General features: G+C 63.4%; 12 protein-coding genes and 1 pseudogene. 5 read left to right on the top strand and 8 right to left on the bottom strand.

Features of this window, described 5'->3' with window-relative positions; genetic code table 11:
• The 6 genes and pseudogenes from MAXJ12_RS31065 to speB form a co-directional block, all read right to left on the bottom strand.
• A partial coding sequence (locus MAXJ12_RS31065) for an aldehyde dehydrogenase family protein (protein ID WP_008840158.1) occupies window positions 1–330 on the bottom strand: 330 nt, incomplete at its 3' end.
• 28 nt (window positions 331–358) lie between these two features.
• On the bottom strand, window positions 359–1,951 hold the full coding sequence (locus tag MAXJ12_RS31060) for a gamma-glutamyltransferase family protein (protein WP_008840157.1): 1,593 nt from the start codon (window positions 1,949–1,951) through the stop codon (window positions 359–361).
• Between the two features lie 242 nt (window positions 1,952–2,193).
• A pseudogene (locus MAXJ12_RS40285) lies at window positions 2,194–2,331 on the bottom strand (4-aminobutyrate--2-oxoglutarate transaminase); the annotation flags it as partial.
• A 49-nt stretch (window positions 2,332–2,380) separates the two neighbouring features.
• Window positions 2,381–3,763 (bottom strand): aspartate aminotransferase family protein, encoded by a 1,383-nt coding sequence (locus tag MAXJ12_RS31050; RefSeq protein WP_008840155.1) that lies wholly within the window; start codon window positions 3,761–3,763, stop codon window positions 2,381–2,383.
• A 123-nt stretch (window positions 3,764–3,886) separates the two neighbouring features.
• Complete coding sequence (locus MAXJ12_RS31045; protein ID WP_420492405.1) at window positions 3,887–4,672, bottom strand: transporter substrate-binding domain-containing protein; 786 nt, start codon at window positions 4,670–4,672, stop codon at window positions 3,887–3,889.
• A gap of 105 nt (window positions 4,673–4,777) precedes the next feature.
• Window positions 4,778–5,842 (bottom strand): agmatinase, encoded by a 1,065-nt coding sequence (gene speB, locus MAXJ12_RS31040; protein WP_008840153.1) that lies wholly within the window; start codon window positions 5,840–5,842, stop codon window positions 4,778–4,780.
• A 51-nt stretch (window positions 5,843–5,893) separates the two neighbouring features.
• On the opposite strand from speB, the gene MAXJ12_RS31035 reads away from it, so the two are divergent.
• Genes MAXJ12_RS31035 through MAXJ12_RS31020 form a run of 4 tightly spaced genes read left to right on the top strand, consistent with a single transcriptional unit; the run spans window position 5,894 to window position 8,988 of the window.
• Complete coding sequence (locus MAXJ12_RS31035) at window positions 5,894–6,733, top strand: GntR family transcriptional regulator (protein ID WP_008840152.1); 840 nt, start codon at window positions 5,894–5,896, stop codon at window positions 6,731–6,733.
• The gene (locus tag MAXJ12_RS31030) at window positions 6,730–7,458 is read left to right on the top strand and encodes an ABC transporter permease (RefSeq protein ID WP_040589045.1); all 729 of its coding nucleotides are present in this window, start codon (window positions 6,730–6,732) and stop codon (window positions 7,456–7,458) included. The genes MAXJ12_RS31035 and MAXJ12_RS31030 overlap by 4 nt, the downstream gene beginning before the upstream one ends.
• The gene (locus MAXJ12_RS31025) at window positions 7,458–8,186 is read left to right on the top strand and encodes an ABC transporter permease (protein WP_280113353.1); all 729 of its coding nucleotides are present in this window, start codon (window positions 7,458–7,460) and stop codon (window positions 8,184–8,186) included. Before MAXJ12_RS31030 ends, MAXJ12_RS31025 begins: the two co-directional genes overlap by 1 nt.
• Complete coding sequence (locus tag MAXJ12_RS31020; RefSeq protein WP_008840149.1) at window positions 8,179–8,988, top strand: ABC transporter ATP-binding protein; 810 nt, start codon at window positions 8,179–8,181, stop codon at window positions 8,986–8,988. The genes MAXJ12_RS31025 and MAXJ12_RS31020 overlap by 8 nt, the downstream gene beginning before the upstream one ends.
• 565 nt (window positions 8,989–9,553) lie before the next feature.
• Here the strand turns inward: MAXJ12_RS31020 and MAXJ12_RS31015 are convergent.
• Both MAXJ12_RS31015 and MAXJ12_RS31010 read right to left on the bottom strand, forming a co-directional pair.
• Window positions 9,554–11,992, bottom strand: coding sequence for a TOTE conflict system archaeo-eukaryotic primase domain-containing protein (locus MAXJ12_RS31015; protein ID WP_040589034.1), 2,439 nt, complete (start codon window positions 11,990–11,992; stop codon window positions 9,554–9,556).
• A 277-nt stretch (window positions 11,993–12,269) separates the two neighbouring features.
• Complete coding sequence (locus MAXJ12_RS31010) at window positions 12,270–12,548, bottom strand: HU family DNA-binding protein (protein WP_040589039.1); 279 nt, start codon at window positions 12,546–12,548, stop codon at window positions 12,270–12,272.
• Between the two features lie 475 nt (window positions 12,549–13,023).
• Between MAXJ12_RS31010 and MAXJ12_RS31005 the strand changes: the two genes are divergently transcribed.
• Window positions 13,024–14,727, top strand: a 1,704-nt coding sequence (locus MAXJ12_RS31005; protein WP_008840146.1) for an alpha/beta hydrolase domain-containing protein, incomplete at its 3' end; no start/stop codon positions are given.

The following is a 14,727-nucleotide window of genomic DNA, read 5'->3' as shown; positions in this document are numbered from 1 at the left end:
GGTGTGGGCGCCCCCCAGCGTCTCCAGGCGGGCTTCCGCCAGCGGCTTGCCCTGCTCGCGGGTCATCAGGCAGGCGACATGTTCGGCCCGCTCGCGCAGGAGGATCGCGGCTTTTCGCATCAGCTTGCAGCGATCGAACGCGCCAACATCTCGCCATATCCTGAAGCCACGGTCCGCCGTGGCGAGCGCCTCGTCGAGATCGGTCGCGCCGGCGTGCGCCAGCGTGCCGATCGTCTCCTCCGTCGCGGGGTCGATGACGGGCAGCCGTTCCTGCGTCCCGTCACGCCAGCGCCCGTCGATGAACAGGTCGGTGTCCCGGTATGGATTCATGCTCGATGCCTTTCGTGTTGAGCGCAGCTCAAAAGCCGAGCGCGCAGCCGTCCTTGCGATGGTCGGAACCGCCGAGCAGCGTACCGTTCTCCCAATCGATCCAGATCGCCTGCGCGCCCCCGATCGCCCATTTGGGCGGGATCACCCGGAAGCCGCGGTGCTCCAGCGCCTCGCCTAGGCGCGCGCGCAGCCGCGATTCCATCTCAATCGTGGCGGTGCCGGGAAGCGGAAAAAGGCGGGGCATGTCCATCGCGCTTTGGAGGTCCAGCCCGTGGTCGAAGATCTTTGAGAGCAGATGCGCATGGCCCATGGCCTGGTAATGCCCCCCCATAACGCCGAAGGACATCGCAACACGCCCGTCGCGGGTGACCATGCCGGGGATGATCGTATGCATCGGCCTCTTGCGCGGTCCGATCGCATTGGGATGGCCGGCCACCGTCGAGAAGCTCTGCCCTCGATTGTGGAAGAGCACGCCCGATCGCGGCGCGACGATGCCACTGCCGTATGGATGGAAGATGGAGTTGATGAAGCTGACGGCGTTGCGGTCCTTGTCCACAGTGGAAATATAGACGGTATCGGAATGCTCGACGGCATCGAGCACCGGCAATGGATCGATGGCTCGGCCAAGGTCTATCCTCGCCGCAAGGGCGTCGATCATGGTGTCCGACAGGAGGTGATCGACTATAGCGCCCGGGACCGCCGAGTCCGCCACGCATGCGTCACGTGCGGCATAAGCGAGGCGCGTGGCCTCGACGACGACATGCAGGCCGTCAACGTCGAGCGGGTCGGAAGCGGGCTCGAAGCGCTCGAGTATCTTGAGGATCACGAGGGCGACGATGCCCTGGCCGTTTGGCGGGCACTCGTGCACGGTCCAGCCCCGATAGGTATCGGAGATCGGCTCGACATACTCGCCGGTAGCGGTCGCGAAGTCTTCGAGCGCATGTAGGCCACCGAGCTCGCGCAGGCGCGCCACCATGTCCTGCGCCACCGCGCCACGGTAGAAGCCGTCCCGGCCTTCGCAGCCGATCGCCTCGAGCGTTGTCGCCAGTTCCGGTTGCCGCTGCAGCGAGCCGACCCGCGGTGTCTCGCCGTCCGCGAGAAAGGTCCGCCGCGCAAAGGGATCTGCAAGGAGGAGATCGCGCTGGTTCCCGATATCGGTGGCGACGCGCGGCGTTATGGCATAGCCCTCGCGGGCGAGTTCCACTGCAGGGGCGAGAAGCTCCGCCATGCTCATGCGGCCGTGATCCGCGACGAGGAGCGTCCAGGCGTCGACGGCTCCGGGAACCGTCACGACATGGGGCGAGCGCCGCTCCAGCGCCGATGCGCCCGCCGCGGCCACTGCTTCCAGCGTCAGGGCAGCGGGCGTATGCCCCGAGCCGTTATAGGCAACAATCCTGTCGCTGCCGGCGGGTGCCATCAGCGCAAAGCAGTCGCCGCCGATGCCGGTGGACCCGGCCTCGACCACGCACTGGACGGCACACGCGGCCACAGCCGCATCCATAGCCGTGCCGCCAGCCTTCAGCACCTCAACTGCCGTCAGAGTCGCGGTGGGGTGCGAGGTGGCGGCCATGCCGTGGCGTCCTATGGCGAGCGAACGGCCGGGGAACTCGAAGTCGCGCATCAGCTTTTCCTTCGTGCTTCAGAATCTGGGGGCGGTCAGGCAGCCAGGCATCGGCCCAGAATCTCCAACCCTTCGTCGGCAATGGCGTCGGATGCGTTGGGCGGGACCAGAGTTCGTATCGTGTTGAAATTCGTGCCGCAGGACAGGATGACGAGCCCGTTCTCATACGCGCGCTGAACGGCGCGCCGGGCAGACTCCGCGTCGGGTTCGTCGCTCCCGCGCTCGCGCAGCAGGTCGAAGGCCAGCACCGCGATCCCGCCCGCGAAGTCAATGTATCGCCGTCCTTCGACGTCCCACACCTCGCTGTTGAAGGCACGTGTGGCGGCGATGGACGTCGCGTGCGCGACCCCGCGGGCGATCTCCTGGTGACGCGTTGCCATCACGGCTGCGTTGGTCGTCATCTGACGTGTTCTCCGAAATGCTTCGGGATCAGGCGCTGATGCGGCCACCGATCCACTCGTGGGTGTCGTCAAGCGCGCGCGTGATGCAATCGAACAGGTCATCGATCTCGGCCTCCGTGATCGCCAGCGGCGGGCAGAGGTTGACCGTGTCGCCGAGGGCGCGGGTGATCACGCCGTGGACCTGCGCACGCTTGCCTGCATGGGCTGCGATGCCGAGAGCCGCATCGAAGGGCTCCTTAGACGCCTTGTCGCGCACGAGCTCGAGCGTTCCGATCAGGCCGCGTCCGCGTGCCTCGCCGACGAGCGGGTGATCGCCGAGGGCGCTCAGGCGCGACTGGAAGCGGGGCATGACGCTGCGCACATGTCCCACGATGTCGCGTTCTTCATAGATCTTCAGCGTCTCGAGCGCGACCGCGCAGGCGACGGGATGACCGCTGTAGGTGAAGCCGTGGCCGAAAGTTCCGATCTCAGCGCTCTCCTTGACGACAGCGTTGTAGACCTTCTCGTTGATCATCAATGCCGAGATCGGCTGATAGCCGGCGGAAAGCTGCTTGGCCATCGACATCATGTCCGGTTCAAGCCCGAAGCTGTCCGAGCCGAACATCGTGCCGAGGCGCCCAAAACCGCAGATCACCTCGTCAGCGATCAGCAGGATGTCGTAGCGTCGCAGCACCGCCTGGATCTTCTCGTAATAGGTCGGCGGCGGCACGATGCAGCCTCCCGACGCCATCAAGGGTTCCGCAAAGAAGGCGCCAACGGTGTCCGGCCCCTCGCACACGATAAGCTGTTCGAGCGATTCCGCGCAGCGCGTGGCGAAGGCCTCTTCCGTCTCGCCCGGCAGGCCGTAGCGGTAGAAGCCGGGGCAGTCCGTGTGCAACACGCCGGCGATCGGCAGGTCGAAATCGCGATGGTTGTTGGGGAGCCCCGTCAGGCTGGCGGAAGCAATGGTGACGCCATGATAGGCGCGCTGGCGGGATATGATCTTCTTCTTCTTCGGCTTGCCGATGGCGTTGTGATAATACCAGACCAGCTTCATGGCCGTGTCGTTCGCCTCCGAGCCGGAATTGGCGAAGAACACCTTCGACATGGGGACCGGCGCGAGGGCCAGCAGACGCTCGGCGAGTTCAACGCCTGGTTCGTTCGCCTTGCCGCCGAAGGTATGATAAAAGGGAAGCGTGCGCAGCTGCCGGGTTGCGGCCTCGACCAGTCGTTCTTCGCTGAACCCCAACGACGCGCAGAACAGCCCCCCTAGGCCCTCGATGTAGCGGTTGCCGTCGGTGTCGAAGACATAGATGCCGTCGCCTTTCGCGATCACCATCGGACCTTCGGCCCGATGGGCCGCGGCGTTGGTGTACGGGTGCAGCACACTGGCGACATCCCTCGCCTCAATGGAATTGGGGCGCATGGTCATGATCAGGTCTCCTCGGCTCGGCCATCGCATGGGGGCGAGCCTGATTTCGTGGGTCTGAAACGTGTGGGGCTGGTGGACCGACAGCGGGAGCGGGCCGATCGCCGCGCTCCCACCGGCTATGGCCTAGCGGTCCGGGCCGAACCATTTCTTGGCGAGACGATCGATCGTGCCCTCCTGTTCGGAGGCCGTGATCGCTTCGTCGAACATCGACTTGAGGACGGTGTCCTCCTGGCGCAGGCCCGCCGCGATGCCCTGGCCGAAGACGCCATTGACCAAGGTCGGTCCGGCGACCGCGAAGTCCTGGAAGTCTGGCTTTTCGAGCGTGGCGTTCAGCGCGCTGATCTGGGCAACGACGCCGTCGATCCGGCCCGCGCGCAGGTCGAGATCGTGCTGCTCGACGGTCTTGTATTCGCGCGTATCGAGCGTGTCCTTGAAGTACTGGTCGAGGAACGCAACATTGGCGGTCGACACCTGAGCGCCGATGGTCTTGCCTGCAAGCGCGGCCCGCAGCGGGGCCAGGTCGGCCTCGACCTTGGCCGGGTCGGCGCCGAGATCGATGGTCGTTCCGGTTCCGGGAAGTTCGGCGAGAAGACCCGCCTTTTCAACCATGAATCCGGCTGACGTGGGCGCATAGGACTTGCTGAAGGCGATGACGGCGAGCCGCTTCTCCGTCACGATCATCGAAGCCATGATGGCGTCGAACTTCTTCGCCGTGAGCGAAGGGATCAGTCCGTCCCAATCCTGCGCGACGATTGTGCAGGTCACCTTCATGCGATCGCACAGGTCGTTGGCGAGGTCGACCTCGAAGCCCTGGAGAGTGCCGTCGGGCGCGGTGAAGTTCCAGGGCTCGTAGGCCCCCTCGGTGGCGATCGTGATTGCCGTCGGTTTCGTTTCAGCCTGCGCCCCCATAGCGGTAAGCGAAAACCCGATGGCGCAGACCAGGCCGCGAATTCCAAATCGAACGATGTCCATATGACTTCCCCTTTTTGTGAATAGGGCGAAACCGCCCACTGCCTAAATTCCATCGGATGATGCCGCGCCGCGCCGCCCACTGCGGCCACGCGCCACGAGACACAGGAGCTCAAACAAGACCTGCGCCGCGACCTGCGCGGTATTGGTGGTCGGGTCGTATTGCGGTGCGACCTCGACGACGTCGCCGCCAATCACTTCCAGACCCGCAAGGCCCCGCAGGATTCCAAGAACCTGGCTGGAGCTCAAACCACCGACCTCTGGCGTGCCGGTGCCGGGGGCGAAGGCGGGATCGAGGCTGTCGACATCAAAGCTGACATAGACGGGCCCGTCGCCCGCGACAGCCCGCGCGCGAGCGACCACGGCGCCGATGCCCATCTCCTGCACTTCCTCGGCGTGGATAACGGTCATCCCGCTGTCGAAGGAGAATTCCCACAAATATTCGGAATTGCCGCGGATGCCGATCTGGATCGTGCGATGCGGGTCCAGAACGCCATCGAGTACGGCCTGCCGGAACGGCCCCCCGTGATGGAACTTGCATCCCTCGAACGATCCGCCCGTATCACAATGAGCGTCGATGTGGATCATGCCGACCGGCCGCTCCCGCCCCACCGCGCGCAGGATGGGCAGGCTGATGGAATGGTCGCCGCCTACTGAAAGCGGAATGGCGCCCGCACGGACGATCTGCCCTACGAAAGCCTCAATGTCGGTGTGTGCGCTCGCCAGGTCGAAGCGGCTGCTGAACGGGACGTCACCGACATCGGCCACCCGCAGTTCCGCTGTCGGCACCGCCTTGAGAACGTGCTCGAACGGACCGACGCGTTCGACGTTGCGCACAGCGCGAGGGCCGTTCCGTGCGCCGGCGCGATTGGTGACGCCGAGATCCATCGGCACGCCGAGGAGCGCCACATCAATATCGGCAAAGCCCGGAGCGGCGTGCGGGCGTAACGGCGCCTTGAGGAGGGTGGGGGCGCCGCAATATGGCGCCGGTCGCTTGTCGCCATCCTGGAAAATCAGCTCCGCTACCGCGCGGAAGGCCGGGTTCAGGATGTCGGCTCCCGACGCTTCGCCGTAGAGCGATCGCAAACGCTCGAGATTGACCCGGTCCATGCCTTGCTCGTGTCTTGATGCCCCTACGGGCGATGATTCACTGGATAGCACTTGATCGCGATATCCAATCTAGGATACATAATCGTATACAATTTCGGATGGCAAGGGGGAATCGCATTGCCCACCACGATCGCAGGCGAGCACGGTGACGACGGGCCGAAAACTTCCGAGCGGCGGGAATCTGTCCGGCAGACGACCTACCTCCAGCTCAAGGACCTCATCCTGGGCGGACAGCTCAGGCCTGCCGAGCGTCTGTCGGAGCAGTCCCTATCCCGGCGCCTCGGCGTCAGCCGCACGCCGTTGCGCGAAGCGCTGATGAAACTGGAGAAGGAAGGGCTCGTCGTCGGTCAGCGTAATGTCGGCTACACGGTCATCAGCTTCGATGTCCCGGCCGTGCGTCAGTTGCTCGTGGTCCGGGAAGCGCTGGACGTCTGCGCGGCTGAGCTCGCTTGCTTGCATGCCACGGACGAGGATCTCGCAAGAATCCGCGCGATCATCGCCGAGATGGAAGGGATGCGGGACGGCGATGGGAACCCGCCGTCGGACATTGCCCGCAGCCTTGATCTCGGACTCTATATCCACAAGGTCATCGCCGAGGCAGCCCGCAACCAGCCGCTCATCCAGATGACAGACCAGATCTACCAGCAATTGCAGCTCGCGCTCTGGCTCGAGGTGCAGTGGGTCGACTTCGGCAATTCCGATCTCGTCGAGCACAAGGCCATCGCGGAAGCGATCTGCTCGCGCGACCCCGCAGCCGCGGCAGCTGCGGCACGAGCTCATGTTCGAAGCTCGCTGGCGAACATGGACAAGGTGCAGGCTATCTTGGAAAGCCGGCGTGCGCACCGAAGCGCGCGCAGCCTGCAATCTGCACTTCCCGGCGCCAGAGGCTGATCCCGGTGCAGGAATCCTATTTCGCTTTGATCGGATTCGGTGCAGATGGCTGGGGCAGGGCCCTTCTCATCGCCACGGGCATGACCTGCGCGGTGGCCGTGGCGGGCTTCCTCCTTGGATCGGCCATTGGCTCCCTCATCGCCTGGGCGAAACTGTCGGGGAGTTTCGTGCTGCGGCGAATCGGCACCGCCTATACCACTGTGCTGCGCGGTATCCCGGACCTGCTCGTCATTTACCTCTTCTATTTTGGCGGCAGCGCTGCCCTCGGAACGGTGGCGGGTTTCTTTGGCGCCGACGGCTTCATCGGGATGCCGGCTTTCGTGACCGGCGTGCTTGCAATCGGGATCGTGTCCGGAGCGTACCAAGCGGAGGTCCTACGAGGCGCCTTCCTCGCCACGCCGCGCGGCGAGATCGAGGCCGCAAAGGCGGTGGGCATGCGCAACTGGACGGCTTTCAGGCGCATCATCGCCCCGCTCGTCCTTCGCCTCGCCCTGCCTGGAATCGGCAACACCTGGCAGCTCGTGCTGAAGGAGACGGCGCTGATTTCCGTCACGGGCCTGGTTGAGCTTCTTCGCCAATCCCAAATCGCCGCCGGTTCGACGCGACGGCCCTTCGAATTCTATCTGACCGCGATTCTGCTCTACCTCGCGATCACCTGGATATCGACGCTCCTGTTCCGTCGCGCTGAAGCGCGCACCATGCTCGGCGTGCGGAGGTCCATTTGATCGACTTCGGTTTCATGTGGGAGGCGTTGAAGATTCTCATCGCTGGCTTGCCGCTGACCTTGAACCTCGCAGCGGCCTCGATTCTGGCGGGCGGCCTGTTTGGCCTCCTGATCACGATCTTTGCCCAGACCGGAGGAAGGCCGGCGATGGTGATCGCGAACGGCTACGTGTTTGTCTTTCGCGGCTCGCCGCTGCTCGTTCAGATATTCCTGATCTACTACGGACTCGGCCAGTTTCGGGCGGAGTTGCAATCGATCGGGCTGTGGCAGTTTGTGCGCGAGCCCTATTGGTGCGCTGTGCTGGCACTCAGCCTCAACACGGCCGCCTACAGCAGCGAGATTTTTCGCGGCGCCTTTCAGTCCGTGGCTGCCCAGCAAGTGGAGGCTGCCAGAGCCAGCGGCATGTCCGGCCCGCTGCTGTTCCGCCGGATCATCTTCCCCATAGCGCTCCGCAATGCTCTACCGGCATACGGCAACGAAATCATCCTGATGATCAAGGCGACCGCCCTTGCCTCGATCATCACGTTAATGGAGGTGACGGGACTTGCCAGCAAGCTGATCGCCGAGACGTTCCGCGCAGTCGAAGTGTTTGTGGTCGCAGGCGGCATCTATCTCGCGCTCAACTTCGTCCTGACCTCCATCCTGTCCTGGGTAGAGCACCGCCTCACCCCTCATCTGCGGCCCCGGCCCGATCCTCTCCCCGCCAAGGATAAACCCCTGCATGTATGAAGATCAGTCCACTGCCGCCGATGCGGTTCCCGTCGTCGCGATAGGCGATCTGCGCAAATCCTATGGCGGGCTCGAAGTCCTGAAGGGCATTAACCTCGAGGCGAGGCAGGGTGAAGTGATCTCGGTGCTCGGCTCCTCGGGCTCCGGCAAGTCAACGATGCTTCGCTGCATCAACATGCTCGAAATCCCGAGCAGCGGGTCGGTTTCCATCGGCGGTGAGGCAATCCGGCTGCGCCAGCGAGGGTCCGGGATGGAAATCGCGGATCGGAGGCAGTTGAGCCACTTGAGAAGCCAGATCGGCATGGTCTTCCAGAGTTTCAACCTTTGGTCGCACATGACCGTCCTCGAGAACGTCATCGAGGCGCCCATTCATGTACATCGGCACCCGCGCGCCGAGTGTATCGAGGAGGCCAAGGAGCTTCTCGCGCGTGTGGGGCTGGCCGACAAACACGGTCATTACCCGTCGCACCTGTCTGGCGGGCAGCAGCAACGGGCAGCGATCGCTCGAGCGCTGGCCCAGCGCCCGCGAGTCCTCCTGTTCGACGAGCCGACGTCGGCTCTGGATCCGGAACTCGTCGGCGAGGTCCTGCGTGTGATGAGATCGCTCGCCGAAGAAGGCAGGACGATGCTTGTCGTGACCCATGAGATGGCCTTCGCGCGCGACGTCTCCAGCCGCGTCATCTTTCTGCATCAAGGATGCATCGAAGAACAGGGCGCCCCCGGGGAAGTGTTCACGACGCCGCAGTCCGCACGCTTGAGACAGTTTCTTTCGACCAATCGGGACGCCATGGTGGTGTCCTGATGTTCCGGCTGGCCTGCCCACGGCGTCGTCGATGTGGCATGTCTGACAGCAGGCCGGCGTCGCTGCGCTCGTCTCGGTCTCACCCCCGCAACGGCCGGTCTCGTTTTCTTCCCCTGGGCGCCACCCCCACCACGAAGGCGTGGCGGGGCCCCGGTTTTGTGCCCATTCCTCCGGGACAAGCCTCACCCCGGCCGCCTTTCACTTCGTTGCAGCCCTAAGGACCACCCCATTGCACAAGCGCAACGGGGGACCCCGGTGGGTGCGGGGTCGATCGCCTCCGTTCTGTCGAGTGCCATCGAGGCTGCGATGGGCCCGAGCACCGGCACCAGCTTTTCGGGCACGATCCAAGACACTCAACCTGAACGTCAAGGCCAAGCTGGTTCCGGCTGAGCGCACGAGCGAAAAGGGACCAGACTTGCGCGTTCTCGCAGGCGCCACCGATTGTGCTGAGAGCGGGATTATGCGGTGTGTCGGCTTGTGAAGGCCGGTCTTCCGCCGGTTTCGGGATTTCGCTCCCATAATTCCGAGGGTGGAAGCCGGGCGCCCCGCTGTGAGCGGAGCGCCGCTACTCGATCATGTAGCCCAGCATGCGATATCCCGCGCGTCGTTTCGCAGCCATCCGAGCGAGGACCGGGACAGTCTCATCGACATAGTCCACGACCAGAACGTCCCTTTTTCCCTCATGCTCGCGATGCAGCCGGCCAACATACTGCGCCAGGGTCCCCTTCCAGGCGATCGGCATCGTCAGGAACAGCGTGTCCAGTCGGGCGTCGTCAAATCCTTCGCCAATGTAGCGACCTGTCGCGAGTATCAGGCGCTCCTGATCATCCGACACCCGCATTGCCGCTTCAGCCATCTTGCGATCGTCCGCAGACATGCCGCCGCGCAGCACGACGAGATTTTTCACGAATGGCGAAAACCGCTGCCGAAGATGGTCGAGGTGCTCCTTCCGCTCCGTCAGCACAATTGGCGATCGTCTCGCCTCGAGCGACTTCAGCACGTCATCGAAGATAAGATCATTCCGCCCTCCGTCCTGAGCCAGTGCCGCGTAGATCGCTGGCATCGAGGGGCGTTCGACCGACGCTAGGGACGGTGGTAGTTCAAATTTCGTCGAACGATGGCGCACACGATGGCGGATACCACGCTCGGCTGCTTGAACTCTCGCATCGACACGATGGCGGACCGGGCCGCATTGCATGAAGATGATGGGATGATGTCCGTCCTTGCGTGCGACGGTCGCGGACAGCCCCACGACGTATCGGGCCTTCGACCGCCGAGCGACAAGCTCGAAGCTTGCCGCGGACAGGTGATGGCATTCATCGACGACCAGATGGCCGTAGTCGGCGACGAGGTCCGCAACTTCGCCCTTGCGCACAAGGCTCTGGATGAGCGCGACGTCGATGACGCTCGTCGGCTTTCTTTTCCCACCACCGATAATGCCGACCTGTTTCGGGTCTATGTTCAAGAACGACCGTAGACGTTCCACCCATTGATTGAGCAGCTCCCGTCGATGGACGAGGATGAGCGTGTTTCGCGCGCGGTGCGCAATGAGCGCCGCCGCAACAACAGTCTTGCCAAAGGCGGTTGTCGCCGCGAGCACGCCGTTCTCGTGGGCTGCGAGAGCGTCGAACGCTTTCAATTGTGGCCGTCGCAATTGGCCCTGGAAGGAAACGGTCGCAGGAAGTGCCGTACCGATTTCGCGCAGGTCTTCCAGATCGGCAACGGCGCCGTGGCTTTTGACGAGATCGACCGCCTCGTCAAGGCAGCCTCGGGGTAAAGCAACATGCTTCGCATACAGCGCGGCGCATGAGACAACACGAGGCTTGCCGAATGTGGGCAACCGCATCGCCTGCGCGCGATAGAACTCCGGATTCTGGAAGGCGGCCACACGAACAAGCTGCGCAATCAGGGCCGGCGGAAGCGTTGTCCTGTCGATGTAGACCTGATCGGCGACCACGATCCTGATGCTGTGTGGGATCGTGGCTTCAATATTCCGTGGCCCACTGCGACGCGACGGTGACATCTTCCACGGTTCATCGGCATGTTCGTCGTCGACCGGCATACGCACGCCCAAGACTCGGCCTGACAGCTCCGCTTCGTCCGCGATACGGAAGACCATGTCCGCCGACAATCTGGGCAGGGACGACAGATACGCCCATTGGTCATCGTAAGGCCGCAGATCCTTGTCGACAAAGACGCTGTTGCCGATCTCGCGGGCTTTCCTCTGTAGCGGCAGTGCGATCAGATTTCCGAAGCCGCCAAGGGGCATCGTGTCCTGATTGGGAAAAAGCCGATCATAGGAAGTGAAGCCGATTTCAGGGCGCTTCTCCATCGTCTCGGTGATCAGGGCAGAGCCCAGTTGCCTGGCGGCCCTTGCCGGCACAGGTTCGGAGAAAAATATCCAGACATGGCCGCCGTTCCCCGACCTTGAGCGCTCCAGGGTCGCGGCAATCCGTTTCGCATGACAGGTGCTGAGCAATGCCTGGGCGTCATCCGCCCAGTTGTCCTTGTCGAAGTCGACGGCAAGGAACCAGCAGGTCTCGTCCTGCAGCAGTGGGTACACCCCGGCGACGAAGTCACCAGAACGGACATCGCCTCCGCGCAGATGCCTTTCGATGATCTCGTCGGATGGCGGGATGAATGCCTGACGTGGGCATTCTCCACATTTCACCTTCGGCTTGCCACAAATCCCCTTCGCCCACTCGTTGCAACAGGCTGGCGAATATCCCGAACGTCCGGTTTTTCTGTTTTCCCATCGAACCGGAAAGACATCGGGGCGCCCGGCAAACAGGCGGCGGAACAACTCGATTTTCTCGGTCGAGGGCGAGCTGTTGGTGACAGGGGCATCAGCAAAGGCTGGCTGCTCGCTAGCATGGCTATCGGATATCAGCTTCTGCTCAAGAGTTTCCAGTTCGCGCGCAAGCGCCAGCCGCTCTGCATCCAGAGCGGCCAACCGCCGCCGAATGCGCGCGATCTCCTCAGAACTATCATTCTCGTCCGCCAACGTCGCAGCTCACACCTCAGGGTTCGTGCTTCAACATAGACCAAGGGCGGAGCGGGCTTAAGGCCGACATGCGAGACCCGCAGAAGTTCCGTGGGTGGGATTGTGCGGAGCAGAACACCCCGAAACCGGCCGAAGACCGGCCTTCACAAGCCGACACATCGAGGTTGAAGGCGAGAAAGGCTTCCAGCTGATCTGGTCCCGTCAGAACCGGGACTGACGGCTCCGCCTAAAGGGCCCGCCGCAAGGCGGGGCCCTTCGGTGTTCGCCCCAGAGGCGCTCAGCCGTTGAGCGCGTCCTTGATGGCCTTGGCCGGAGTGAAGGTCAGCTTTCTCGAAGCCGCGATCTTTATCGTCGCACCCGTCGAGGGGTTGCGGCCGTCACGTTCCGGCGTGTCTTTGACCTTGAACTTGCCAAATCCAGGAATGCTCGTCTCAGCCCCGCTCGCCGAAGCGTCCGTTATCGCCTTGAAGACGCGATCGACGATGGTCTTGGCCTGTGCCTTGGTCAGGCTCTGTTCGGTGGCGATCGTCTCGGCGATCTCGTTGGCTGTGGTCATTTGGCTTAGGCTCCAGTTGTTGTTTGCCGCTTTCTCTATGCCGATAAAAGTCCGCCATTCATAGCGTTGGGTGATATCAGGCATGTCTATATCCCTTGAATTCTTGCTGGCTGGAAGGGCGCGCCGGTTATCGGGCGATATAGCGCCGCCGGGTTTCTGTCGCGCAGGCGCAGATAGGCGTGGCTCATCCCCGCCTCCTCTGACGACGTGTGACGCTTAAGGCGGCGAGGACCGCTTTCCGCCCCGGCGGGAAGCCGGCGTCGAAAAGGTGTTTGTATCGACATCTCGTAACTTCCAACGCGCGTTCCGGTTTCGCGAGACGCGGGTTTCGGCCACGCCTCGCTCGGCGCAAAGCCCGTACGAAGGCAAGCGTTACTCAGAAGAACAAATCTTGTATGCAAAAATGTTGACATTGCACGCACTATGATTGATTTTCCATACACGACCAGCGAAGGAGCTGGCAGGGAGGGAATTCATGCTCGCTAGATCCATTCGGCTGCTCGCATCCGTTGCCGCCGCCGCGCTTATCACCAGTGGCGCCGCCAGCGCGAAGGTTGTGGATTTCCGCATTGTCGAGACGACAAGCCCGGCATTCGGCGGCACTGCCTTCGGGGAAGTCGGCGCTTATGAGCGTGTTGACGCCGTCGCCGAATTCGCCATCGACCCCAAATCCGAACGCGGCCGGAAGATCGTCGACCTCGACAAGGCGCCCGTCGACGCCCAGGGCATGGTCCGCTTCTCGACCGAGGTGGCGATGCTGCGCCCAGTCGCCGCCGCCAAGGGCTCGGGAGTGCTGCTATACGACGTGCCAAACCGCGGCAACAATCTCCTTTTCATGCTGATGAATCTCGGCAACTCGCCGGCCCTGCCCAAGGCGGCCGAGGATGCCGGCGACGGCTATCTGATGAAGGAGGGCTACACTATCGTCTGGAGCGGCTGGCAGACCCATCTTCCGGACACCGCGCTCAACCTCTCGGTTCCCACTCTGCCGGACGTGACCGGTGTGTCGCGGGAAGAGTTCGTGTTCGACAAGGTCGAACCTGTCAGCATCGGCAAGCTGACCTATCCCGCCGCCGACCTCGATCCCGCCAAGGCGAAGCTGACCGTGCGGTTGAAACCCGAGGAGCCGCGATCGACCGTTCCCGGCCTGACCTTCAAATATCTGTCGCCGACAGAGCTCGAGATCACCCGTCCGAACGGCCTCGACGCTGGCGCCATTTTCGAATTCACCTACCCGGCCAAGGGCGCGGTTCCGGCCGGCTTGGGCATGATCGCAACCAGCGACCTGATCTCCTACCTGCGCGGCAATCCGGGCCATGACGCCGCGCCGGCGACGACCGGGATCACGCACACGATCGGTCTCGGCATTTCACAATCCGGCCGCTTCCTTCGCGACCTGATCCATCATGGCCTCAACGCCGACGAACGAGGCGCGCGCGTCTTCGACGGCGCCATCCCCCACATTGCCGGCTCGCGCAAGACTTTTACCAATTTCCGCTTCGCCCAGCCGGGCCGTTATTCGCGGCAGCATGAGGACCATGATTTCCCGGGCGATCAGTTTCCCTTCACCTATGCCGAGAGCACCGATCCGCTGAGCGGCCAGAGCGGCAGCGTCCTCTCCGCCTGCTCGGCCAGCGACACCTGCCCGAAGATCATGCATACCGACACTTCGACCGAGTTCTGGCAAGCGCGCGCCGCGCTCGTCTCGACCTCGCCGACTGGTGAGCCGCTGACCATGCCGGAAAATGTGCGGCTCTACTACCTTTCGGGCCTGCCGCACTTCACCATCTGGGAATCGCAGAGCGGCGAGAACCCGGTCTGCCGCTTCCCGACCAACCCGATCAGTTCCGCGCCCGTCATGCGCGCCCTGCTCGCCTCGATGCGCGACTGGGCCAAAGACGGAAAGGCGCCGCCGGCGAGCCGTTATCCCTCGGTCGCCGACGGCACGCTGGTGCCGCTTTACGACCTCAAGGCCCCAGATTTCGGCCAGGGCGTTTACACGCCGGTCTACAACGTCTTGCAGGTGCGCGACCATGCGACCATTCCGCCAAAGGATGGCGGAAGCTATCCCGTGCTGGTGCCGCAGAATGACGAAGACGGTATTCCGGTCGGCGGCGTCGAGGATCCGGCTGTCGCGGCGCCGCTCGGTACCTATTGGGGTTGGAACCTGCGCAAGGAC

Origin of the sequence: Mesorhizobium alhagi CCNWXJ12-2 (assembly GCF_000236565.1) — a bacterium.
Lineage (GTDB): Bacteria > Pseudomonadota > Alphaproteobacteria > Rhizobiales > Rhizobiaceae > Allomesorhizobium > Allomesorhizobium alhagi.
Note: the sequence above shows the minus strand (reverse complement) of the source record. Positions and strands in the feature narration are given on the sequence as shown.